We start from the raw sequence: 23,589 nt of genomic DNA, 5'->3' as shown, positions 1-23,589 counted from the left end.
GGCGCGCTGACAGTGCTGATATGGGGACGAACCATGGTAATCCAACGCCTGCTCCCCGGCAAAGTCGAGAAAGTTTCTAAATATCCCTTATAACTTGTTGAATATAATCACAAAGTATCCGACAATCTCCGGTGTCGCCAGCGCTAAACAGGGCATTTCGCCCGCGCCGGCAAGAGGATCGTGACGCGTGCCACAAAGCAAGACAGAGAGCGTACTGAAGCCGAGACTGCGGGAGGGAGCATTCATCGCGGTCAGTGCCGTGTGCCTGTACATGCTGCTGGCGCTGATCACCTACAGTCCCCGGGATCCCGGCTGGTCCGCCACCGGCATCGGCAACCGCATCGTCAATGCGGGGGCCCCACGGGTGCCTGGCTGGCGGACGTCACCCTGTCCCTGGTGGGCTATGCCGCCTATCTGATTCCGTTGCTGTTGGCCTACCGGGCGGTGATTATCCTGCTGGAGCGCTACAGTGACAAGGTTTTCGACTGGGTCACATTCGGGATCCGGGCGCTGGGCCTGGTACTCGTCATGGTGGCCGGCACTGCCCTGGCTGCACTCAACGATCCGGGCGGCTCGGGGCTGCCGCAGGGTGCCGGTGGCATTCTCGGGCAGGCCATAGGCGATGCCTTCACGACGGCCTTCAGTGACATCGGCAGCCGGCTGATCCTGGCGGCAGTGTTCCTGTTCGGCATCACCGTGTTCACCGATCTGAGCTGGCTGAAATTGATGGAGCGGCTGGGACGCTGGACCCTGCTGTTGTTCCGGCGGCTGCGTGACTGGCTGATCTCGCGCCTGGACAGCATCCGCGACCGGCGCGAGCGAGAGAAAGCACTGGAGGCGCGCAAGGCGGTAATTGACGAACACGTGGAACGTGAAAGGCAGCGCACCCCGCCCAAGATCAAGGCGCTCAAGCCCAGGGCCGAAAAGAGCGAGCGGGCCGAGAAGGAAAAACAGCAACCCCTGTTCGAAGCTTCGGTCACCGGCGAGCTTCCCCCATTGGGCCTGCTGGATGCGGAAGTGAAAGATCCCAACAAGGGGTTTTCACGCGAAGCGCTGGAGGGCATGTCCAAGCTGCTGGAGCTGAAGCTGGCCGATTTCAGTATTGCTGCCGAGGTGGTGGCGGTATATCCCGGCCCGGTCATTACCCGCTTTGAGATACAGCCCGCTGCCGGCATCAAGGTGTCGCGGATATCCAACCTGGCGAAAGACCTGGCACGTTCCCTGGCGGTGATCAGCGTGAGGGTGGTGGAAGTGATTCCCGGCAAGTCCGTTGTCGGCATCGAGATTCCAAACGAGGACCGCGAGATCGTCAATTTCCGCGAGGTATTGTCATCGCGGGCCTTCGACCAGTCGAAGTCGCCGCTGACCCTGGCCCTGGGCCACGATATTTCCGGTGAACCCGTGGTCGCCGACCTGGCCAAGATGCCCCATCTGCTGGTGGCTGGTACCACCGGTTCCGGCAAGTCGGTAGGTGTCAATGCGATGCTGCTGAGCCTGCTCTATAAGTCCACGCCGGCGCAGGTGCGGTTGATCATGGTGGATCCCAAAATGCTGGAACTGTCGGTGTACGACGGCATCCCGCACTTGCTGACACCGGTCATCACCGACATGAAGGACGCCGCCAACGGACTGCGCTGGTGTGTGGCGGAGATGGAGCGGCGTTACAAACTGATGGCCAATCTGGGGGTGCGTAATCTGGCGGGCTACAACCGCAAGATTGCCGATGCGCTGCGCGAGGGCAATCCGATTCCCGATCCGCTGTGGAAACCCGACCCGATTCTGGCCATGACTGACGAGGAACAAGAGCCACCGGCGCTGGAACACCTGCCAGCCATTGTCGTGGTGATCGACGAGTTCGCCGACATGATGATGATCGTCGGCAAAAAGGTGGAGGAGCTGATAGCCCGTATAGCACAGAAGGCGAGGGCGGCGGGAATCCATCTGATACTGGCGACCCAGCGCCCTTCAGTGGATGTGATTACCGGCCTTATCAAGGCCAATATCCCGACCCGTATCGCCTTCCAGGTCTCCTCCAAGATCGACTCCCGCACAATTCTCGACCAGGGCGGCGCCGAACAGCTGCTGGGCCACGGTGACATGCTGTACCTGCCACCGGGCTCCGGTCTGCCGACCCGGGTCCACGGTGCATTCTGTTCCGATGAAGAAGTGCATCGGGTGGTGGCCGACTGGAAGCGACGAGGCCAGCCCGCTTATATCGACGGCCTGCTCGATGAGGGCAGTAGTACGCCAGTCACTGCCGGGGAACTTCAGGCCAGCAACGGTGACGAAAGTGATGAAAGCGATGCCCTGTACGATGAGGCGGTGCATTACGTCACCCAGAGCCGCAGGGCGTCCATTTCCTCAGTCCAGCGCAAACTCCGGATCGGCTACAACCGGGCCGCGCGCTTGATCGAGGCGATGGAGGCGGCCGGAGTGGTGACCGAAATGGGCAGCAACGGACAGCGCGAAGTGCTGGCTCCGCCACCACCCGAATAGACCGCTGCGGGGTGAGTCCGTTGCTATGACAGGCTCTTGCGATCGGCTATCATGACGCCGTCCACAAGGTCTGGGGACGAACATTCGGACACCTGCAGAGAGGGAGAGATAGTCAGCAGCCATGAACGCATCCATCCATGCACTTCTCGACCGTGCCAAACGCCTGCTGTCCCCGGCACTGCCCCCACAGAGCGAAGCGAATCCCGCGGCTGCAAGCACTGATGACGACTATCTGCGCCGCATGGAAGCCGAGCGGCAGTCGTTCAATGATTGCGCCAATGTGCATGAGTTGCCGGAGATCTTTCATTACTGGTCCAACAAGCACCTGGCGCCGAAGAAATTCCACCAGTTCGGGATCACCGATCCCGAGCAATTCTTCTTCCTCTACTGTAAAAAGCTGGCCGAGCAAAAGGGTGGCTTTCTGCGGATGGTCAGCATCGGTGCGGGCAATTGCGACATGGAAGCGCGCCTGGCCCGCCGTCTGCTGGACGAGGGCATCAGCGACTTCCGCCTGGAGTGCACCGATATCAATGAAGCCATGCTTGAGCGCGGCCGGGAGCATGCCAGGCAAATGGACGTTGCGGAGCATGTCTTCCCGGACTACGGCGACTTCAACGATTGGCGACCCGAGGGCCGCTACGATGTGGTGATGGCCAACCAGTGCCTGCATCACGTACTGGAGCTGGAGAAACTCTTTGTCGCGATCAAGTCCTGCCTCACTCCCGACGGCTACTTCCTTACCTCCGACATGATCGGCAGAAACGGCCATCAACGCTGGCCCGAGGCCCTGGCTCTGGTACAGCAGTTCTGGAGTGAGTTGCCGGAAGAGTACCGCAACAACCGGCTACTGAACCGGCACGAGCCCCAATACATCAACCATGACTGTTCCACCGAGAGCTTTGAGGGCATCCGGGCCCAGGACATCCTGCCGCTGCTGGTCGAACACTTCCATTTCGAGCTTTTCCTTCCCTTCGCGAATATCGTCACGGTGTTCATCGATCGCCCTTTCGGCCACAACTTCAACGCCGAGGGGGAGTGGGACCGGGATTTCATTGACCGCCTGCATGCCCGCGACGAAGAAGCGATCATGAGCGGTGAAATCAAGCCCACCCAGATGCTGGCGGTACTGCGCAGTGAGGCCGTCGAGACGACCCTGTTGCATCCCAGGCTCACCCCCGAGTTCTGCATACGCCCCCGGCAAGTGAGTCCCTTCCGCGATAAAACGCTCCTTCATGGTAAAGTAAGGGCTCTGGCCACAGACCCGACAGGAACCTACCGCCGTGTTCAAACTTCTTGTTCCGATATTTTTCTGCCTCAGTCTGCTTCCAGTACCGCTGGCAGCCGCTCCGATGGACGAGCTGCTCACGGCGCTGGAGGCGATCGACCAGCTGCAGGGCGAGTTTCAGCAGATCCAATACGACCAGGACGATCGCCCTGCTGGCAAGGCCAGTGGCCAGTTCAAGCTGCTGCGGCCCGGCTACTTTGCCTGGGAGATCAGTAGCCCCGACAGCCAGTTGATCATCGCCAACCGCGAGTACCTGTGGCACTTTGACCGCGACCTGGAAACCGTTACCCGGCGTCCGGTGGCGGACACCGAGGCGATGACACCGCTGCAGGTGCTGGGCGGCGATGCCTCGGCATTGCGACGGGACTACACGGTAGAACGGGACCAGCGCGACCGCTTCGTGCTGATACCCCGGGACGGCGATCCGGGCTTTCTGCGGCTGGCACTGGAACTCGACGGCGCCCTGATCCGCGGCATGGAGGTGCTGGACAACCTCAGGCAGCGCGTGGTGATCGAATTCAGCGCGCTGGATCCGACCCCCGGCTTGAGCGCGGCCGATTTCGATTTCACCCCACCACCGGACGCGGACCTGTTCTACCATGAGCAATAGCTCGAATAGAGCCGGTGGACCCGCCCCGACCATCTTCACCACGGCCGGCTGACCTCAGCGTGTCGACACCGGCATGAGTCAGGACCTGTTTGCGCAGACCAAGGACACCGGCTACCAGCCGCTGGCTGCACGCCTGCGCCCCGCCAGCCTGGATGAATTCGCTGGCCAGAGCCACCTGCTGGGCCCTGGCATGCCGCTGCGCCAGGCCATCGAACGGCGCCAGTTGCATTCGATGATCTTCTGGGGCCCGCCCGGCGTCGGCAAGACCACGTTGGCAAGAATTGTCGCCGGCGCCGCAAATGCACATTTTCTGCAACTGTCGGCGGTACTGGCCGGCGTCAAGGAGATCCGCGAGGCCATAGCCCAGGCCCGCCAGCAACGTGCCGGCGGCCGCGACACCGTGCTGTTCGTGGATGAGGTGCACCGTTTCAACAAGTCGCAGCAGGACGCCTTCCTGCCGCATGTGGAAGAGGGCACCGTCATTTTTATCGGCGCCACCACCGAAAACCCGTCCTTTGAGCTCAACAATGCGCTGCTGTCCCGCTCCCGGGTGTACAAATTGCGGTCGCTGGAGGACGCCGAGCTGCTGGACGTGTTGCAGCGTGGCCTGCAACGCCTGGAGCCCGGACTGGAGGCGCCGGATCACTGCCTGCAATTGATTGCACGCCAGGCCGACGGTGATGCCCGGCGGGCACTGAATCTGCTGGAACTGGCGGCGGATCTGGCCGAGCCGGTGGCGACCGCGGCGGGAGAGTCTCCCCGGCGGCGTATTACCAGCGCGACCCTGGAAGAAGTGCTACAGGCCTCCCTGCGCCGTTTCGACAAGGGCGGCGATCTGTTCTACGACCAGATCAGCGCCCTGCACAAGGCGGTGCGCGGATCCAGTCCCGACGCCGCCCTGTACTGGCTGTGCCGGATGTTGGATGGCGGCTGCGACGCACTGTACCTGGCGCGCCGGGTGGTGCGCATGGCCAGCGAAGACATCGGCAATGCCGACCCCCGCGCCCTGGGTCTGTGCCTGGATGCCTGGCAGGTACAGGAGCGGCTGGGCAGCCCTGAGGGAGAGCTGGCGCTGGCCCAGGCGGTGGTCTACCTGGCCTGTGCGCCCAAAAGCAATGCCGTATACAGCGCCTACAATGCCGCCCGCGCCGAGGTTGCTGCCAGTCCCAGCGACGAGGTGCCCCTGCATCTACGCAACGCGCCCACCGCACTGATGAAGGCAGAAGGCTACGGTGCCGAGTACCGCTATGCCCACGATGAAGAGGACGCCTACGCGGCCGGCGAAAACTATTTCCCGGAAGGCCTGCGCGAGTGCCGCTATTATTACCCCGTAGAGCGCGGCCTGGAACAGAAGATCCGGGAAAAACTGGAGTATCTGCGGCAGCGGGACCGGGCCAGCGACCGGCAGCGGTATCGACAACGCTAACCTGGCGCCAGGGACAGCCGGGACAGTGGCTGCGACAACACACCGGAATCAGTACAATACGCCCTCGCATGGCCAGGACCCGAGCAATCCCCATGAGATACCTGCTATTGATCGCTGCTGGCGGCGCCGCTGGCTCGGTGGCACGTTATGCACTGTCGCTGTGGACCCAGGCCCACTGGCAGGGGCAATTTCCGCTGGGCACTCTGCTGGTAAATGTGTTGGGGTCGTTCGCGATCGGAGTCGTATTCGTGTTGTTGCAGCAACAGCTGCTGCACCCGGACTGGCGTGGAGTACTGCTGGTCGGCTTCCTGGGCGCCTTCACCACCTTTTCCACCTATTCGCTGGAGACAGTGGCGCTGTGGGAGGCGGGGCAGGGCGTGCAGGCACTGGCCTATGCGCTGACCAGTGTGGTCCTGTGCGTGCTCGCTGCGGGCGCAGCCATCGCACTCACGCGCAATCTGCTGTAAAACCTCACCAAGTACATTAACAGGAAAAAGATTCATGTTGGATATCAAAGCGGTACGTCAGGACCCTAAAGTGATTGCGAAGGAACTGGCCCGGCGCGGTTTCTCCTTTGATGAGGCTGCCTTCAAGGCCCTGGATGGTCGCCGCAAGCAGGCGGATATGGACAGCCAGGCCCTGCTGGCAGAGCGCAAGAGCGCGTCCAAGACCATTGGCCAGCTGGTGGGCAGGGCATGAGCGTCGATGCGGCCAAGGCCCAGGTGAACGAGACCCTGGACCGGATCGCCGCGCAACTCGATACGCTCACCGAGCAGGCCCGCTCGGTCCAGGCTGAGCTTGACGAGATGTTGCTGGGCATTCCCAACCTGCCGGCCGCTGAGGTGCCCGCGGGCGCAACGGAAGCCGACAATGTGGAGGTCGCACGCTGGGGCACGCCACGGGAGATGGGATTTCAGCCGCGGGATCATGTCGAGCTGGGCGAGCAGTTGCAGCAACTCGACGGGGAAATGGCGGGCAAGATTACCGGCTCCCGCTTCACAGTCATGTACGGCCCGCTGGCGCGGCTGCACCGGGCGCTGATCCAGTTCATGCTGAATCTGCACACCGGTGAGCACGGCTACCGGGAAATCTATGTGCCCTACATCGTCAACGGCGACTCGCTGCGCGGTACCGGCCAGCTGCCCAAGTTCGAGGAGGACCTGTTCCGGCTGCAGGGCGAACAGGACTACTACCTGATTCCGACTGCGGAAGTGCCGGTGACCAACGTCGCCCGCGACCGCATCTTCGAGGCAACGGAACTGGGCGAGGAGGGGATCCGCTTCACCTGTCACAGCCCGTGCTTCCGCAGCGAGGCCGGCAGCTATGGCCGCGACACCCGTGGCCTGATCAGGCAGCACCAGTTCGAGAAGGTGGAGCTGGTGCAGCTGGTGCGCCCGGGTGCATCAGGGGAAGCCCTGGAAACCCTGACCGGTCACGCCGAACGGGTGCTGCAGCTGCTGGAGCTGCCCTACCGCAAGATGCTGCTGTGTGGCGGTGACATGGGCTTCGCGGCCCGCAAGACCTATGATCTTGAGGTCTGGCTTCCGGCGCAAAACACCTATCGGGAAATTTCCTCCTGCAGCGATTTCGGCGACTTCCAGGCGCGGCGAATGCAGGCACGCTGGCGTAACCCGGCCACCGGCAAACCGGAGCTGCTGCACACGCTCAATGGTTCCGGCCTTGCCATAGGCCGTACCCTGGTCGCCATTGTGGAAAACTACCAGCAGGCTGACGGCAGCGTAACAGTTCCCGAGGCTCTCGCTCCCTATATGGGCGGTCTCACCACCTTGTAGCCATCACGACGACGGCGCTCGACGACAGCAGCATGAGCAACACGACTAGTGGGCCGGCACCCGGTAGAATGGCACCTGAACCCAGGCACTGACTTTTAATCTATGGAAACCCTGCCCCTGTTTCACAAATTGGTCGATGCCCCGGTGGTGCTGGTGGGAGGCGGGCAGGTCGCCACCCGCAAGGCGCGCCTGCTGACCAGTGCCGGTGCCACGCTGACTGTCATTGCCCCCGAACTGACCGATGAACTGGCTCTCCTGCTCGATGACAGCGCCCCCTGCAGGTGGCAGCAATCCCGCTATACCGGGCCCGGGCAGCTGCAGGGGGCCAGACTGGTCGTCGCGGCGACGCCGGAGTACGAGGTCAACGCCGCGATATCGCGGGACGCCAATACCCTCAATATCCCCGTCAATGTGGTCGACTCCCCGCAACTGTGCAGCTTTCTGTTTCCGGCCATCATCGATCGCTCACCACTGGTCATCGCGATTGGCAGTGGCGGCGCCAGCCCGGTGCTGGCACGCCGGTTGCGGCGCCAGATCGAGACCATGGTACCGGCAGCCTACGGTCAGCTCGCCCGCTTTGCCGGACGCCTGCGGGCGGCGGTTGCGACTGCGTTGCCGGAGGTGGAACTGCGCAGACGTTTCTGGGAGCAGGTGCTCGATGGCCCCATTGCCAGCAAGGTGCTGAACGGACGCGAGGCCGAGGCCGAGCAGGCCTTCCATACCCTGCTGGCGGATCAGCAGCAGAACCCGGATGCCCTGGCGACAGGTGAAGTATTCCTGATCGGCGCGGGCCCCGGCGACCCCGACTTGATGACCTTCAAGGCACTTCGCCTGCTGCAGACCGCGGATGTGGTGCTGTACGACCGGCTTGTGAATCCCGCCATTGTCGAGATGGCGCGCCGCGATGCGCAGCGGATCTATGTGGGCAAGCGCCGCGCAGACCACAGCATGCCCCAACCGGCCCTCAATCAGCTGCTGGTGGACCTGGCGCGGCAGGGCAGGCGGGTGGCACGCCTGAAGGGCGGCGATCCGTTTATCTTTGGCCGCGGCGGGGAGGAAATCGAGTTGCTGGCCGGCCACCGGATACCGTTTCAGGTCGTACCGGGCATTACCGCAGCCAGTGGTGCCGCCTGCTACAGCGGCATTCCACTGACCCACCGCGATCATGCCCAGTCAGTGCGCTTTGTCGCCGGTTATCTGAAGGGGGACCGGGTGGATCACGACTGGGCTGCGTTTGCCTCTCCCGCCGAGACCCTGGTGTTCTATATGGGGCTGGTGGGCCTGGCGGAAATCTGCCGCCAGTTGCAGGCCCACGGGCGCGCGCCGGACACACCGGTAGCCCTGATCGAGCGGGCAACGCTGCCGGAGCAGAGGGTCCTGACCGGCACCCTGGCAACGATCAGCGAAATCGTGGCGCATGCCCAGCCCCAGGCGCCGACCCTGATCATTGTCGGCAGGGTCGTACAACTGCAACGCGAACTGCAGTGGTTTGGCGGCGCCAACTGACAGGTTCAGCGCAGGGGGCGCAAGCCCCACCAGATCCCTGCAGCCGCTCCCGCCAGGTCGGCCAGCAGATCGGCAAAATCGGCGTGGCGGCCGGGGATCGGGTATTGCGCCGCCTCCGTGAGGATGGCGAACAGGAACAACAGCAGGAAGAACCGTAGCCAGTGACCGTTGCTGGTCAGCCAGCCGCGCAGAACCAGCAGGCCGCACAGCGCGAAGAGACCGGCATGTACCAGTTTGTCCAGGGGCAGGGCGAAAGACGGTTCCTGAGGGGAGGGCAGTGGCCACCATGGCGCCAGCCAGCTGCCGGCCGCGCTCAGCACGGGACCTGGCAGCAGCAACAGAACGGCGGTCGCCGCAAACGCGAGCACAGCCGCCAGCCGGTATCGGGCAATGTTCAGCGCTGAATCCGGCGACGCAACAACCGCGGAGCAACCGGACTCAGTCGTCACCTTTGTCCAGCGGGATATGTTGCGCGTAACGTTGCTGACGCAACAGCAGGGCATCCACCAGAATGTTGCCCGCCTCGCTCAACAGCACATCGGGACGGTCGTCGTCACTGTCGTTCGTGCTGTCCTCGTCCAGTTCCTCGTCCTCGTCCACGAACTCGTCTTCGAGCGCAGTCAGCAACTCTTCGCCCCGTGCGGCGCGGCGCCGGTTTTCGATGGCCAGGGCTCTTTGCTCCTGCTCATCGCGCATTTCAAGCCGGGTTGCTTCATTCAGCGACACGCGCTTGATGGCCCGCGCCTCCTCGGCGAGGCCGACCTGGTCCTCCAGATAGACGAAATCCGGATTGGTGTCGGCACGCGACTGGAACAGTTTGGTCACTTCCGGAATGACCGAGGAAATATCGCCATAGCGGCGGTGGCGTACCGGATTGATCTGATCCCAACTGAGGGCATGATCCAGGGCGCTTTCGCCAATTTGTTCCGGGTCGAACAGGGACGGGAACACCACATCCGGCACCACGCCGCGATGCTGGGTGCTGTCGCCGGAGATACGGTAGAACTTCGACTCGGTGAGCTTGAGCTGGCCCTCGGTCAGCGGCACCATGGTCTGCACGGTACCCTTGCCGAAGGAGCGGTCACCGACGATGATGCCGCGCTGGTAATCCTGAATCGCACCGGCAAAAATCTCTGACGCAGAAGCACTGAGCCGGTTGATCAGCACGACCAGTGGTCCTTCGTAGTAGGGACTGCGCAGCCGCTTGCCGTCGCGCCACACCCGGCGAGAGGAATGCCGGATCTGTACCGTCGGGCCGTACTCGATGAAAAGGCCGGTCAGTTCATTGGCTTCCTGCAGGGATCCGCCACCATTGTGACGCAGGTCGATCACAATACCGTCGACATCCTCGGCCCGCAATTGGTCCAGCAGCACCTTGACGTCGCGAGTGGTACTTTTGTAATCGTCCTCACCCCGGCGCATCGCCTCGAAATCAATGTAGAAGGCGGGAATGTCGATTACCCCGACCTTCATCGTCTCTCCCCCGGCCACCGGTATTTCCAGTACCTCCTTCTGCGCGGATTGCTCCTCCAGCTTGACCTGGTTGCGGACGATGGTAATTTCCTTGCGCGCATCGGTAGCCGGAGCCTTGGAGGGAATGACCTGCAGGCGTACGGTGGAACCCTTGGGGCCGCGAATCAGCTCTACCACTTCATCCAGGCGCCAGCCGATCACGTCCTCGAATTCGCCGTCCTCGCCCTGGGCCACCGCAATGATACGGTCGGAGGGCCGCAGTTCGCCCTGCTTGTCAGCGGGACCCGCGGGGACCAGCCGGGCCACCTTGGTATACTCGTCTTCCAGCTGCAGTACCGCGCCAATACCCTCAAGCGACAGACTCATGTTGATGTTGAAGTTTTCCGAGCGCCGCGGTGACAGGTAATTGGTGTGAGGGTCGTACAGCTCGGTCAACGCATTGGCGTAGATCTGAAATACATCCTGATTGTTGTATTGACGCACACGTTTGAGCTGATTGCGATAGCGCTTGGTCAGGGTCGGCACGATCTCGGCATCGTCCTTCTCGGTCAGGCGCAGGCTCAGGACCTGATTCTTCAGGTGCCGCCGCCAGCGATCATCAAGCTCGGCCTCATTCCGAGCCCAGGGACGGTCTTCCGGATCCAGTACATACTCCTCGTCGATGGTGAAATCCATTTTCGCAACCAGCTCGGGAAGGTTGTCGACCAGCGTTTCCAGCCGGTGTTCCAGCCGCTGTTGAAAGCGGTCAAATATCGAAAAGCCGGCCTCCAGGTGACCGGCGTGCAGTTCCTCATCCATGCTGTTGCGAAAGCGTTCGAAATCCTCGAGATCGGCGCGGGTGAAGAACATCTTGCCGCCATCGAGGCTTTTGATGTAGTTGTCCAGATGCAGTGAGGACAGCTCGTCGTCATACTTGAGCTTGGCGTAGTGGCGCTCCTCAAGCTGTTCAATCAATTCGACGATGGTCTCGCGCTGGCTGTCACTGTACTCGATCGCACTCCAGGCGGGGAGGGAAGGTGCGGCCAGCAACGCGAGCCCCAGTACGCCACACAACAACCATTGCTGTGCCGCTCTTGGTGTCTGTCTGATCAAGTTCATCATCTCCACAACTGTTACTCCCGTAGTGTAACCCCGTGCCGCCGCCAAGCAAACGCAGAATACAGATACTTGCAGGCCGGTTCTCGTTGCAAGGTCGTTACCCATTGGCCCGGCACCTGCAGTCCAGCCGGTGGCGCGCATGGTGGTCGGGATCAAGGTGCCTGGCCACGGGGCGCCTGCTATCCGGACTTCTACCGATCCCTGGCCTTTGCACCAATTGGATGAGGCCGCCAATGAATGACAGCCTCGGCCAGCATGCGATCCATAGCGCTTGCCGGCGGTCGTAATTCTGACCTCAAAAGGCAAGCCGCGTTCCCTCTACTGGCGCCCACCGAAGTGTCCCGCACGACCGGGTTTCTGTCGGGCGGGGGCCATGTCTGCTCGGGGTGATGTGCGGCAGCTCTCCCGCCACAGGCGTACTGCACTGGAACCAGCCACCAAAACCTTTCCATAAAATACTTTAAATATTAAATATATATAATTGATATTATTGATAATATTCTGTAATTATAACCGCTTTTGAACGACCTGCGAGATGCCGCCAGGGTATCGGCGTGGTATAAAGTACACATGATTTTGAGGCGGGGCGCCCCACAGCATGATGCCGATTGAATTTACCAGTCAGATGATTTTCTGGGGTGCAGCGCTGACCCTGCTGTGCGTGGTGGCCAGTGTGTTGTCGCGGCGCGTCGGGGCTCCATTGCTGCTGGTCTTTCTGGTGCTGGGCATGCTGGCAGGTGAGGACGGCCTGGGGAAAATCAGCTTTGACGATACCGGCCTGGCTTTCATGCTCGGAAGCGTTGCCTTGGCAATCATCATTCTTGACGGTGGCATGGGCGCCCGCCGGGACACCTTCCGGGTCAGCCTCAGTCCTGCGCTGTCGCTGGCTACCCTGGGAGTATTGATTACTGCAGGCATCACCGGCACGGCTGCCCACTGGATTCTGGGCCTGCCGTGGTTGGAGTCATTGCTGATCGGCGCGATCGTTGGCTCTACCGACGCCGCCGCGGTATTCGGCCTGTTGCGGGCGGCAGGTCTGCAGCTGAAGCAGCGCACCGGCGCCACGCTGGAAATAGAATCCGGCAGCAATGATCCCATGGCCATCTTTCTTACGATCACATTGGTAGAGTTGCTGGCCGCGGGCGGGAGTGCGCCAGGATGGGGAGTTATCGCGGACTTCGTCCGGCAAATGGGGCTGGGACTCGCCATCGGTGCCGCCGGCGGCTACGGTCTCGCAGTATTGCTGCGCCGCCTGCCACTGCCGGTATCGCTGTATCCACTGATGGCGCTTGCCGGCGGCATGAGCGTGTTTGGTCTCACCAACCTGTGGGGAGGCAGTGGCTTCCTCGCAATCTACCTGGTAGGCGCCATGCTGGGCAACACCTCGCTGCCCTATGCCAAGGACATTCACCGCTTTCAGGACGGCATGGCGTGGCTGAGCCAGATCGGCATGTTCCTGATGCTGGGCCTGCTGATCAATCCCAGCCATTTGCTGGCTATTTTTCTGCCAGCCATCAGCATCGCTTTGACCCTTATATTGATTGCACGCCCCGCGGCCGTCTGGCTGTCACTGCTGCCCTTTCACTTCCCCTGGCGCGAGCAGTTGTTTATCAGTTGGTGTGGCCTGCGTGGAGCAGTGCCTATTATTCTGGCTCTATTTCCGTCGCTTGCCGGCCTGGAGCTGTCCGAGACCTACTTTGAGCTGGCCTTTTTCGTGGTGCTGATATCCCTGCTGCTACAGGGCTGGACTATAGCTCCGGTGGCGCGCTGGCTACGGCTGGAGGTACCGCCTGCGCTGGAAGAGCCGGAACATCTGATGCTGAAAATTCCTGATGACCAGGAAAAAGAACTGCTGGTCTACCAGGCGGTGCAGGGCAGCTCCGCGATAGGCATGCGGGGCCGCCACCTGCCCCTGTCGGGCGGCGCCCAACTGGCGGGCATAGTGCGGCAGGGCATGCTGCTGACCGACTGGCGGGAGCAGAAGCTGTTGCCGGAAGACTACGTGCTGGTATTGGCCTCCCACGGTTCAACTACCACCCTGGGACGTATGTTTGCGCCTTCCGCGAGCCGCGACTACCTGGAGTCCTCGACTTTCTTTGGCGAGTTCGTGATCAAGCCGGACGCGCTGCTGGCTGAACTGGCCCAGCTATACTTCTTCGAGGTTCCTGAAAACCTGAAAGCCACCACTGTGGCGGCATTCATCAATCGCCAGTTCCACCAAAAACCGGTAGTGGGGGACCGTGTGAAACTGGGCGACGTACAGTTCGTGGTGAAAAAGCTGGAAGGAGAACGGATCGCGGCTGTGGGCCTGAAGCTCAATTAACGGACGAATATAGCGGACAGATATTTCGTAGCGGCCATCGCTGCGGCGCGCGGCGATACAGAAAGGCGATACAGAAAGGCGATACAGAAAGGCGATACAGCAATCAAGTAGTGCGCCCATCCGACCAGGCAGCGCAACACAGTATATCCAACACCAGTTCGTACCTTCCCACGGTTGGCGAACACGGGCGGGCCCGGCAGCTGTAGCTGTAGCGGCAGCCTGCCTTCATGAAACCACGCGTCCAAATCCAATCCTGTCGGCCGGCTGTAGCGCTATCGATTCGTCCCGTAGCAGTGTGGATAACTGTGTGTGCAGATCCACTATTTAACATAATATATATTATGCGCACATTCAATATCTGTTTTTTTCGCTACGCTCAAAAAATCAGATATCGAAAATGCTATCTCGTTTGCCGGTGTCGGGACCAGGACACATTACCAAGCGAGAGTCACCGTGGCCGACCAGCCGGACGAGACAGGCATCAATAGGCTCGATGCTGTACCCGAGCCGGTACAGCTCATTGGTGCCCATCGTGACGCTGCCAGCGGGACCGGCAAACGCGAGCCGGTAAACGATATTGCGGGGATGGGTGCCCATGTTGAAGCTGATAGAGATACTCATGCCGTCGAACCAATGGCGGACTCGCTGCGGTGCCCTGGTCGGTGCATCGCCCTGCTGCTGCATCGGCTGCTGAGTGGACGCCATGTCGTCACTAGAACCGTAGAAGCTGCCCAGGGCGGACATGCCCTTATAAACGATATAGAGGCAAAACACGATCAGGAAAGGGAATCCAACCCGGAGCCACTTGGATTTTAAAATGTTGATCCGGTCATCAGTGCGGGATTCATCGCCGTGATTCGCTGACTCACTCAGGGTCTGAGATTTATAGTATTTGTAAATGTCAGCTTTGTATTTGCCGGGAATCTGGCGCACTCGTTGCTTGACAGGTGGCTTGTTGCCGGTCACAGCGCCTTCATACACATCGACGCGGAAACTCTTGCTCGCGCCGATGATATCCATTTTTGTAGTGCGATACGTAGAGGCAACAAGGGAACGGGGATAACTCGCGAGCTGTGACAAATCCTGAGTCACTATGACAACTTCAGTACTGCGACCGTCTTCCGAGACCATATGCCGATGTTCAGCAAGGAACGACTTGTGCTGTTCCAGCATTGCGTTAGCGCGAGTCCCGCGGGCCAGAGTCGCCACGCTTCATCGATCACGATAGTAGCCCCGGGAGTGAAGGTTTCCTGAAACCAGTTTTGATTTTCCTCGATCTCGGAAATTTTGAATTGCTTCAGGAGCCCGCCAAACTCGCTATCCATTAGATCGGGATCCATCGGGATGTTGGTCCACACGATATTGCCAGCGCGCAGCGCGGGCAGAATGACATGCTCAACTACGGAATAAGATTTGCCAGAGCCTGGGAGGCCGCTGTAAGCAGTAATCGCCATTATCCAACAACGGGAATACGACGAATGATGAAGCGCAGCGTCCAAGCGCTGACCATGATGGCAGCACCCGCTTGCAGCTCAAACGCGCTTGCAAACCAGAGAACGCCACTCGGCAGGTTCATGCTGCCGACATTTTCCATCCAGTCTGGGACCGGGATATAGGACAGCACAGTGATAAGGATATCGAGCAGCCACTGTAGAAATTCAGCGCCCCATCCCTTGAGAGTTTCCTTTGCACCATCCCAGTGGCAGGCGATATCTGTATATTTACAATCCATATCAGGCACTCACTACGTGACGTATACCAATGATGGCGAAAAAGACCAGCATAATTGCAGACAACGGACCCTCGATTTCATCGAAAACGATGCAGTGCATATCGATAACGTGAGTCTGGCCGAACGCCGAAAAGCTGGGTGTCGGGCAATTGCCTGAGCCTGAAAATACCGAGCTAACGCCGCTCACAGCAGCAACCAACGGCACTGCGGAAAGGCTGTCATAATAACCAGTCGCAACAGAGTCTAGATCAGTAGGCGCAGCATCATCGTAAGTTGTACTGCCGCCAATGCAATCCTGATAATCCGACGCTGTAGGATCGCACTCCCCTGCCCCGCCGTCGGTCGTTTCTTCTGTAGTAGTCGTGATGACAGTTGTTGTCGTTGTTGTCGTATTCCCGCTGCCATCGGTCGTTGTTGTCTGCGATGTCTCGGTCGTCGTCGTCTCCGTTTGCTGCACCGGTGGCGGCTGTGTCGAAGGCTGTCCACCGGGCGGATTTACGATTTCTTCTACCGCTTCCGGCGTCGGTGTAACGACTGGATCGCTTGCAGGAGTGACACAATATCCATCGGGGTCAGTCACCTGTGGTGGGATACACTCGGGCGGGTCCATTGGTAAATTATAATCGCATCCAATAACCGGCATTGGCACACCACCATGCGCGCAAAGATCATAAACGTCAGTCGTTTCACACTGGGGCATTGTTGGATTTAAGCGGCATGCCTCGATTAAATTGGTATTTTCAAAATCCTCAGCGGAGCAAGGATAAGGCAAGCCATCATCACAACGATGATCGAGTCCCGACAAATCCTCATACGGTATATCGATCATGTTATTACAATCGCCAGTTTGAACACCGGCCAAAAATGAGTTTATGCAATCGCTCGGTGGCGCGATCGGCACTAATATTTCAGGTTCGCCGCCACCACCGCCGCCACTAGAACCACCGCCGCCCTGATGAGTCACGCCGGTAGGATTCCCCAGACTGTCAGTCTGCCCCTCAGACGTGCCGTATTCTTCTATATTGCACGTTTCACACGTTTCATTATCAGAACCATCAACCTTAATTGCACCTGTATTTTCCGGCAGATGGTGCTGCGATGCACCGGGGTCACACACATGAGGGTCGCCATCAGTGATACACGCGAAACTGTCAAATCCCTCTAACGCGGGATCATCGAGCAGATCATCGCCAGGGCAGGTGTCGCCATAGCCCACGTATCCGCCGGTGTGAAATACGTTTGCGGAGCACGGAACTTGACAATGTAAATCGAGCGATCCGGGCTGGCAACTGGGCAAAGGAGGCGGTTCTTCGCACATGTGGGTAGTAGTATTCTCAACGGTTCCTTCGGGGCATCCACCGGCTTGTGATGCCACGTAATACCAATTGTAACTAGGAGCGCATCGCACATAGCTAGGAGGTCCTGAGTCATAATCGACGGCGCTTTGGCCCTTAGCACTGCATGATGCCGAACCGGCTGCATTTAAAGTCGTATAATAATTGTCATCATGAATCCAAACAGTAGCTAAAGCAGTAGACGGCAAAAATAGCGCAATGAAAAAAAACGCAACAAATTTGATTGACGAATTCATACCTGGGGCGGCAACCACATGATGGCACCGAGCATGCCGCAAAAAAAGAAGGTCCAGTAATAGAGGTCCAGCATTGTGATGTGCCTGTAAAAAAAGCCCCCGTGAGGGGGCGGGTATTGCTCAGCCGCGAATGGCTGAGATGAGTTTGCTACCGCCAACGATGGCGACCTTGACCAGTACAACGGCGGCGAATACTGCACCAATACCCGTTACAACTGAGGCAAAATCGACCGCCGAAGTGATAGCTGTAACGGCTGCTGCGTCCATAGCTCTATCCTCTGATGGCCCTTAATAATGCCCGACCGCCCAAACATGCAGCCCAAAGCGGAAGCATGATGAAGAAGCCGGACCCCACACACGTCGCAATTAGAACGGGGTCTAACTGCGAGATGTCAAATGGTGCGACGTGCTGTGCCGTCTGCCACCCTGTACTGCAAAAAGCCACACCCTCGTCGGTAGTGATATCGCCGGAACAAATGAGGGTGAGCGACATTAATGAAGTTCCTGTTCAAAAGTAGGCAAAGGCAGATAATCGATATCCGTCACTTTGAGAAAAGGAGGTTCAGGAAATGACTTTAAGAAATGCGGCATTAACGCTTCATAAAAGCATTGCGCACACTGCGAGCCCCTGCTAGAGCAACAGGGGCATGGCTCATCGATAAGCACTAAAGGCACTTACTTGACCCCTGGAGCCTTGACAGGCACCGGGCGAACCATCGTATTGATGGAATACTTCAAGTTGCCGTTAAATATTTCGGGGCGAATCGCAAGCAAAACGTCTTGACCAGCGAACTCCGAAAAATCTTATGGTCACCACGCGAAACGCTGTTATTCCAGAGCGTGGTAACTATGGCCTCGTTCGGCTCGGAAAATTTTAAGGTCACATCAGCAACCTGTTTGTCTTTATGGACGCGCAAATCAACGTCGATAATTTTGGCTTGTACCAACATGGGATTAACCCCCTACTCTCGATTGATAGACCAGACCCTGTTGATAGGCCCAATCCGGAATACCGACTGGTCTGCCGGTGACTTTGCGAAAAAGAGGGATGATCTCGCACTCAACCTGTTCATTCGGGAGTGCGATATCGATGCCCAAAGGCAGCAACTCGGAACGGTGCCGATAAAATGTTGGTTTGCTCATCATCGGGCGTACATCAACGCCCTCCTTCCAGAGCAAATAGCTGTCGCGGATCGAGCGCGAAAGCAGCTTGATTTCTTCACTAGGTATGTAAGCTTGTGCAGCCATTTCAATCCTCCCGAAATAATCAAAGTAGAGGGCATCCAACACCTTCGGGGTAAAGTGTTTTCCCTCGGTTTTTTCCAACTCGATCAGCTCTTTTGATCGCAGCGTTAATTCAGCCCGCAGCAATGTTTCCGCGAACTCTTTAATAGGGGTTTTTTCCAACTCAGCAGGCAGCTTGTGTTTTTCACCCGCTTCCAATTCTTCCGCTTTGCAATAAAATTTCAGGGTGTGACGACGCGATTGCTTACCGTGATACACCGTCCCGCCAGAGGTCTGCGCCCTCCCCATCCGCGACCGGGATTTAATTGCCAGACTCGATAACACCGCTTTCACTTCGTTCCGACTGGCAAAGGAAAATGACCGAGTGATATCAATCCGCTTGACGGAAAAATTACCCTTGAGAGCTTGGGCCACCGTTAAATCAGATGAAATACCAACGGTGTCGAGGATCTTGCGAACAACGCCCGCCGCCAGATCGCAGACCAGCTCGCAGCCAAAGACGTTGTGCCCCTGTAAAAATTTGGCGGGGTTGCCGGAAATATAAAGTTCAGTTGCTCTTCCCTCCCCGTCTCCGCCCTGGCTCCGGACCCACATTTTCGACTCGTAAGTACCGGTGGCCTGCATCCGCTTCGGCACGTCATATTCAAGTTCTCCGCTGGGCAAAATGGACATGACCCGTCCGGCTGGTATGGGGTCGTGGAGGCAAGGGATAACGAAGTCAAGCCAATCAATCATTTCTGAGAATCTCAGAATTTATTAATAGGCTGAATTATTAGAATATAAATTCTTAGTTGTCAAGTTTCTTAGATTCAAAGACGTAAAATAGAAGATCAGTAACGCCGGAGAATCAGGAAATGCCGACAAAACACATCGATGAGAGGGTCTGGAGGGAGGTGGAAAAAAAGACCGTAGAGGCAGTGACTAAAACCCAGCTCGGATTCAAGGACACGGAAATACTTAAGTTATTGATTTTAAAAGGATTAAAGACAGTAACTGAGGATGAAATCAGAGAATTCAAGCGCACGGGGAAGGTGATGGAGTCTCAGAAATGAGACAAAAGGCCAGTATTACTTACCTCTGGCCTTCAAACCGCACTGCCGCCCGCATGGCAACAAAGCGTTAGCACTCCCTTCCCCCTGAATTGGATCCAGAGGGATGAAAAGCGGGCTGAACAGGTCAGGAGGGGTGGGTTGTCGCCAGGGCTCGACGGATACCCTCGGAAATGTTGCCATCGCCAAGCGTATGGGCGCGTGAGAGCGTTTCGGCATCCAGGTAGACATTGACCCGCTTTCCGCCCTCAAGCTCCCTAGGGCGGTGTGGAGGGCGTTTAGGATCAATTGGCGCTGTCATTGATCGTCTCCCTCAGCAGATACACTATGCGATCTGCTAATTCATGCCGCTCTTCACGCTTGGCATACCACTCATCGCCCCTCACAGCTCTGCCAGCAGAGTCCAACAATGTCCACTGTGCCAAGAGTGACTGCATGTAACGTGTGACGGTGATGCTATTTTCAGGCTTTATCGCTTGCATTTTTACTCTCCCGTTTGTCTATAATTAGTATTATACACACATAACAGATAGAGACAATAGTTATGTGTGTATTAAACTATATCGATTGGGAATAAGCGAAGGAAATATGCGCATAATCCGGACTATGGATAAATAGCGAGCCGGGGAGGAAAACCATTTTCCCGGCTCGCTAATGACCATAATCCGAGCCGGAAATTATGCGCACATTCAATATCTGTTTTTTTCGCTACGCTCAAAAAATCAGATATCGAAAATGCTATCTCGTTTGCCGGTGTCGGGACCAGGACACATTACCAAGCGAGAGTCACCGTGGCCGACCAGCCGGACGAGACAGGCATCAATAGGCTCGATGCTGTACCCGAGCCGGTACAGCTCATTGGTGCCCATCGTGACGCTGCCAGCGGGACCGGCAAACGCGAGCCGGTAAACGATATTGCGGGGATGGGTGCCCATGTTGAAGCTGATAGAGATACTCATGCCGTCGAACCAATGGCGGACTCGCTGCGGTGCCCTGGTCGGTGCATCGCCCTGCTGCTGCATCGGCTGCTGAGTGGACGCCATGTCGTCACTAGAACCGTAGAAGCTGCCCAGGGCGGACATGCCCTTATAAACGATATAGAGGCAAAACACGATCAGGAAAGGGAATCCAACCCGGAGCCACTTGGATTTTAAAATGTTGATCCGGTCATCAGTGCGGGATTCATCGCCGTGATTCGCTGACTCACTCAGGGTCTGAGATTTATAGTATTTGTAAATGTCAGCTTTGTATTTGCCGGGAATCTGGCGCACTCGTTGCTTGACAGGTGGCTTGTTGCCGGTCACAGCGCCTTCATACACATCGACGCGGAAACTCTTGCTCGCGCCGATGATATCCATTTTTGTAGTGCGATACGTAGAGGCAACAAGGGAACGGGGATAACTCGCGAGCTGTGACAAATCCTGAGTCACTATGACAACTTCAGTACTGCGACCGTCTTCCGAGACCATATGCCGATGTTCAGCAAGGAACGACTTGTGCTGTTCCAGCATTGCGTTAGCGCGAGTCCCCGCGGGCCAGAGTCGCCACGCTTCATCGATCACGATAGTAGCCCCGGGAGTGAAGGTTTCCTGAAACCAGTTTTGATTTTCCTCGATCTCGGAAATTTTGAATTGCTTCAGGAGCCCGCCAAACTCGCTATCCATTAGATCGGGATCCATCGGGATGTTGGTCCACACGATATTGCCAGCGCGCAGCGCGGGCAGAATGACATGCTCAACTACGGAATAAGATTTGCCAGAGCCTGGGAGGCCGCTGTAAGCAGTAATCGCCATTATCCAACAACGGGAATACGACGAATGATGAAGCGCAGCGTCCAAGCGCTGACCATGATGGCAGCACCCGCTTGCAGCTCAAACGCGCTTGCAAACCAGAGAACGCCACTCGGCAGGTTCATGCTGCCGACATTTTCCATCCAGTCTGGGACCGGGATATAGGACAGCACAGTGATAAGGATATCGAGCAGCCACTGTAGAAATTCAGCGCCCCATCCCTTGAGAGTTTCCTTTGCACCATCCCAGTGGCAGGCGATATCTGTATATTTACAATCCATATCAGGCACTCACTACGTGACGTATACCAATGATGGCGAAAAAGACCAGCATAATTGCAGACAACGGACCCTCGATTTCATCGAAAACGATGCAGTGCATATCGATAACGTGAGTCTGGCCGAACGCCGAAAAGCTGGGTGTCGGGCAATTGCCTGAGCCTGAAAATACCGAGCTAACGCCGCTCACAGCAGCAACCAACGGCACTGCGGAAAGGCTGTCATAATAACCAGTCGCAACAGAGTCTAGATCAGTAGGCGCAGCATCATCGTAAGTTGTACTGCCGCCAATGCAATCCTGATAATCCGACGCTGTAGGATCGCACTCCCCTGCCCCGCCGTCGGTCGTTTCTTCTGTAGTAGTCGTGATGACAGTTGTTGTCGTTGTTGTCGTATTCCCGCTGCCATCGGTCGTTGTTGTCTGCGATGTCTCGGTCGTCGTCGTCTCCGTTTGCTGCACCGGTGGCGGCTGTGTCGAAGGCTGTCCACCGGGCGGATTTACGATTTCTTCTACCGCTTCCGGCGTCGGTGTAACGACTGGATCGCTTGCAGGAGTGACACAATATCCATCGGGGTCAGTCACCTGTGGTGGGATACACTCGGGCGGGTCCATTGGTAAATTATAATCGCATCCAATAACCGGCATTGGCACACCACCATGCGCGCAAAGATCATAAACGTCAGTCGTTTCACACTGGGGCATTGTTGGATTTAAGCGGCATGCCTCGATTAAATTGGTATTTTCAAAATCCTCAGCGGAGCAAGGATAAGGCAAGCCATCATCACAACGATGATCGAGTCCCGACAAATCCTCATACGGTATATCGATCATGTTATTACAATCGCCAGTTTGAACACCGGCCAAAAATGAGTTTATGCAATCGCTCGGTGGCGCGATCGGCACTAATATTTCAGGTTCGCCGCCACCACCGCCGCCACTAGAACCACCGCCGCCCTGATGAGTCACGCCGGTAGGATTCCCCAGACTGTCAGTCTGCCCCTCAGACGTGCCGTATTCTTCTATATTGCACGTTTCACACGTTTCATTATCAGAACCATCAACCTTAATTGCACCTGTATTTTCCGGCAGATGGTGCTGCGATGCACCGGGGTCACACACATGAGGGTCGCCATCAGTGATACACGCGAAACTGTCAAATCCCTCTAACGCGGGATCATCGAGCAGATCATCGCCAGGGCAGGTGTCGCCATAGCCCACGTATCCGCCGGTGTGAAATACGTTTGCGGAGCACGGAACTTGACAATGTAAATCGAGCGATCCGGGCTGGCAACTGGGCAAAGGAGGCGGTTCTTCGCACATGTGGGTAGTAGTATTCTCAACGGTTCCTTCGGGGCATCCACCGGCTTGTGATGCCACGTAATACCAATTGTAACTAGGAGCGCATCGCACATAGCTAGGAGGTCCTGAGTCATAATCGACGGCGCTTTGGCCCTTAGCACTGCATGATGCCGAACCGGCTGCATTTAAAGTCGTATAATAATTGTCATCATGAATCCAAACAGTAGCTAAAGCAGTAGACGGCAAAAATAGCGCAATGAAAAAAAACGCAACAAATTTGATTGACGAATTCATACCTGGGGCGGCAACCACATGATGGCACCGAGCATGCCGCAAAAAAAGAAGGTCCAGTAATAGAGGTCCAGCATTGTGATGTGCCTGTAAAAAAAGCCCCCGTGAGGGGCGGGTATTGCTCAGCCGCGAATGGCTGAGATGAGTTTGCTACCGCCAACGATGGCGACCTTGACCAGTACAACGGCGGCGAATACTGCACCAATACCCGTTACAACTGAGGCAAAATCGACCGCCGAAGTGATAGCTGTAACGGCTGCTGCGTCCATAGCTCTATCCTCTGATGGCCCTTAATAATGCCCG

Annotated in this window: 21 protein-coding genes and 2 pseudogenes; 9 read left to right on the top strand and 14 right to left on the bottom strand. The window is 57.7% G+C overall.

Going from position 1 to position 23,589, the window contains the following annotated elements; genetic code table 11:
* Window positions 1–271 precede the first annotated feature (271 nt).
* The 7 genes and pseudogenes from G3T16_RS00110 (at window position 272) to cysG (ending at window position 9,116) form a co-directional block, all read left to right on the top strand.
* Window positions 272–2,496, top strand: a pseudogene (locus G3T16_RS00110) (DNA translocase FtsK).
* Between the two features lie 121 nt (window positions 2,497–2,617).
* Window positions 2,618–3,997, top strand: a complete 1,380-nt coding sequence (locus G3T16_RS00105; protein ID WP_163493316.1) for a class I SAM-dependent methyltransferase — start codon at window positions 2,618–2,620, stop codon at window positions 3,995–3,997.
* Window positions 3,885–4,391: a LolA family protein gene (locus G3T16_RS21425; RefSeq protein WP_232059414.1), complete on the top strand. Its 507-nt coding sequence runs from the start codon at window positions 3,885–3,887 to the stop codon at window positions 4,389–4,391. Before G3T16_RS00105 ends, G3T16_RS21425 begins: the two co-directional genes overlap by 113 nt.
* A gap of 73 nt (window positions 4,392–4,464) precedes the next feature.
* Window positions 4,465–5,817 carry a replication-associated recombination protein A gene (locus G3T16_RS00095; protein WP_163493314.1) on the top strand — a complete coding sequence of 451 codons (1,353 nt, stop codon included), beginning with the start codon at window positions 4,465–4,467 and terminating at the stop codon, window positions 5,815–5,817.
* A gap of 92 nt (window positions 5,818–5,909) precedes the next feature.
* On the top strand, window positions 5,910–6,284 hold the full coding sequence (gene crcB / locus G3T16_RS00090) for a fluoride efflux transporter CrcB (RefSeq protein ID WP_163493313.1): 375 nt from the start codon (window positions 5,910–5,912) through the stop codon (window positions 6,282–6,284).
* Window positions 6,285–6,318: 34 nt separating this feature from the next.
* A pseudogene (serS, locus tag G3T16_RS00085) lies at window positions 6,319–7,610 on the top strand (serine--tRNA ligase).
* 102 nt (window positions 7,611–7,712) lie between these two features.
* On the top strand, window positions 7,713–9,116 hold the full coding sequence (gene cysG / locus G3T16_RS00080) for a siroheme synthase CysG (protein ID WP_163493312.1): 1,404 nt from the start codon (window positions 7,713–7,715) through the stop codon (window positions 9,114–9,116).
* Window positions 9,117–9,121: 5 nt separating this feature from the next.
* Here the strand turns inward: cysG and G3T16_RS00075 are convergent, their stop codons facing one another.
* Complete coding sequence (locus G3T16_RS00075; RefSeq protein WP_163493311.1) at window positions 9,122–9,565, bottom strand: VanZ family protein; 444 nt, start codon at window positions 9,563–9,565, stop codon at window positions 9,122–9,124.
* Window positions 9,555–11,687, bottom strand: a complete 2,133-nt coding sequence (locus G3T16_RS00070) for a carboxy terminal-processing peptidase (RefSeq protein WP_163493310.1) — start codon at window positions 11,685–11,687, stop codon at window positions 9,555–9,557. The genes G3T16_RS00075 and G3T16_RS00070 overlap by 11 nt, the downstream gene beginning before the upstream one ends.
* Before the next feature lie 598 nt (window positions 11,688–12,285).
* Between G3T16_RS00070 and G3T16_RS00065 the strand changes: the two genes are divergently transcribed.
* On the top strand, window positions 12,286–14,010 hold the full coding sequence (locus tag G3T16_RS00065; RefSeq protein WP_232059194.1) for a potassium/proton antiporter: 1,725 nt from the start codon (window positions 12,286–12,288) through the stop codon (window positions 14,008–14,010).
* Between the two features lie 384 nt (window positions 14,011–14,394).
* Here G3T16_RS00065 and G3T16_RS00060 read toward each other — a convergent pair whose 3' ends face one another.
* The 7 genes from G3T16_RS00060 to G3T16_RS00035 all read right to left on the bottom strand — a co-directional run bounded on the left by G3T16_RS00060 (window position 14,395) and on the right by G3T16_RS00035 (window position 19,313).
* Window positions 14,395–15,141 carry a zonular occludens toxin domain-containing protein gene (locus G3T16_RS00060; protein WP_269473321.1) on the bottom strand — a complete coding sequence of 249 codons (747 nt, stop codon included), beginning with the start codon at window positions 15,139–15,141 and terminating at the stop codon, window positions 14,395–14,397.
* Entirely contained in the window at window positions 15,102–15,464 is a 363-nt protein-coding gene (locus tag G3T16_RS22275) for a zonular occludens toxin domain-containing protein (protein ID WP_163493308.1), read from the bottom strand. The genes G3T16_RS00060 and G3T16_RS22275 overlap by 40 nt, the downstream gene beginning before the upstream one ends.
* Window positions 15,464–15,742: a hypothetical protein gene (locus G3T16_RS00050; protein WP_163493302.1), complete on the bottom strand. Its 279-nt coding sequence runs from the start codon at window positions 15,740–15,742 to the stop codon at window positions 15,464–15,466. The genes G3T16_RS22275 and G3T16_RS00050 overlap by 1 nt, the downstream gene beginning before the upstream one ends.
* A 1-nt stretch (window position 15,743) precedes the next feature.
* The gene (locus tag G3T16_RS00045; RefSeq protein ID WP_163493295.1) at window positions 15,744–17,333 is read right to left on the bottom strand and encodes a hypothetical protein; all 1,590 of its coding nucleotides are present in this window, start codon (window positions 17,331–17,333) and stop codon (window positions 15,744–15,746) included.
* Between the two features lie 120 nt (window positions 17,334–17,453).
* Window positions 17,454–17,600 (bottom strand): hypothetical protein, encoded by a 147-nt coding sequence (locus G3T16_RS20765; RefSeq protein WP_163493301.1) that lies wholly within the window; start codon window positions 17,598–17,600, stop codon window positions 17,454–17,456.
* Window positions 17,601–18,067: 467 nt separating this feature from the next.
* Window positions 18,068–18,283, bottom strand: coding sequence for a hypothetical protein (locus G3T16_RS00040; protein WP_163493307.1), 216 nt, complete (start codon window positions 18,281–18,283; stop codon window positions 18,068–18,070).
* A 4-nt stretch (window positions 18,284–18,287) separates the two neighbouring features.
* Window positions 18,288–19,313, bottom strand: coding sequence for a phage/plasmid replication protein, II/X family (locus G3T16_RS00035; RefSeq protein ID WP_163493306.1), 1,026 nt, complete (start codon window positions 19,311–19,313; stop codon window positions 18,288–18,290).
* A gap of 119 nt (window positions 19,314–19,432) precedes the next feature.
* Here G3T16_RS00035 and G3T16_RS00030 point away from each other — a divergent pair, with 119 nt between their 5' ends.
* Window positions 19,433–19,630 carry a hypothetical protein gene (locus G3T16_RS00030; protein WP_163493305.1) on the top strand — a complete coding sequence of 66 codons (198 nt, stop codon included), beginning with the start codon at window positions 19,433–19,435 and terminating at the stop codon, window positions 19,628–19,630.
* A 281-nt stretch (window positions 19,631–19,911) separates the two neighbouring features.
* On the opposite strand, the gene G3T16_RS00025 is transcribed toward G3T16_RS00030, so the two are convergent.
* From G3T16_RS00025 to G3T16_RS00005, 5 genes are all read right to left on the bottom strand, one after another.
* A complete protein-coding gene (locus tag G3T16_RS00025) occupies window positions 19,912–20,109 on the bottom strand; it encodes a hypothetical protein (RefSeq protein ID WP_163493304.1) in 198 nt (65 codons plus the stop codon).
* A 240-nt stretch (window positions 20,110–20,349) separates the two neighbouring features.
* Window positions 20,350–21,420 carry a zonular occludens toxin domain-containing protein gene (locus tag G3T16_RS00020; RefSeq protein ID WP_163493303.1) on the bottom strand — a complete coding sequence of 357 codons (1,071 nt, stop codon included), beginning with the start codon at window positions 21,418–21,420 and terminating at the stop codon, window positions 20,350–20,352.
* Entirely contained in the window at window positions 21,420–21,698 is a 279-nt protein-coding gene (locus G3T16_RS00015; protein WP_163493302.1) for a hypothetical protein, read from the bottom strand. The genes G3T16_RS00020 and G3T16_RS00015 overlap by 1 nt, the downstream gene beginning before the upstream one ends.
* A gap of 1 nt (window position 21,699) precedes the next feature.
* The gene (locus G3T16_RS00010; RefSeq protein WP_163493295.1) at window positions 21,700–23,289 is read right to left on the bottom strand and encodes a hypothetical protein; all 1,590 of its coding nucleotides are present in this window, start codon (window positions 23,287–23,289) and stop codon (window positions 21,700–21,702) included.
* Between the two features lie 119 nt (window positions 23,290–23,408).
* A complete protein-coding gene (locus G3T16_RS00005) occupies window positions 23,409–23,555 on the bottom strand; it encodes a hypothetical protein (RefSeq protein ID WP_163493301.1) in 147 nt (48 codons plus the stop codon).
* Between the last annotated feature and the right edge of the window lie 34 nt (window positions 23,556–23,589).

This window comes from Kineobactrum salinum, from assembly GCF_010669285.1.
Lineage (GTDB): Bacteria > Pseudomonadota > Gammaproteobacteria > Pseudomonadales > Halieaceae > Kineobactrum > Kineobactrum salinum.
Note: the sequence above shows the minus strand (reverse complement) of the source record. Positions and strands in the feature narration are given on the sequence as shown.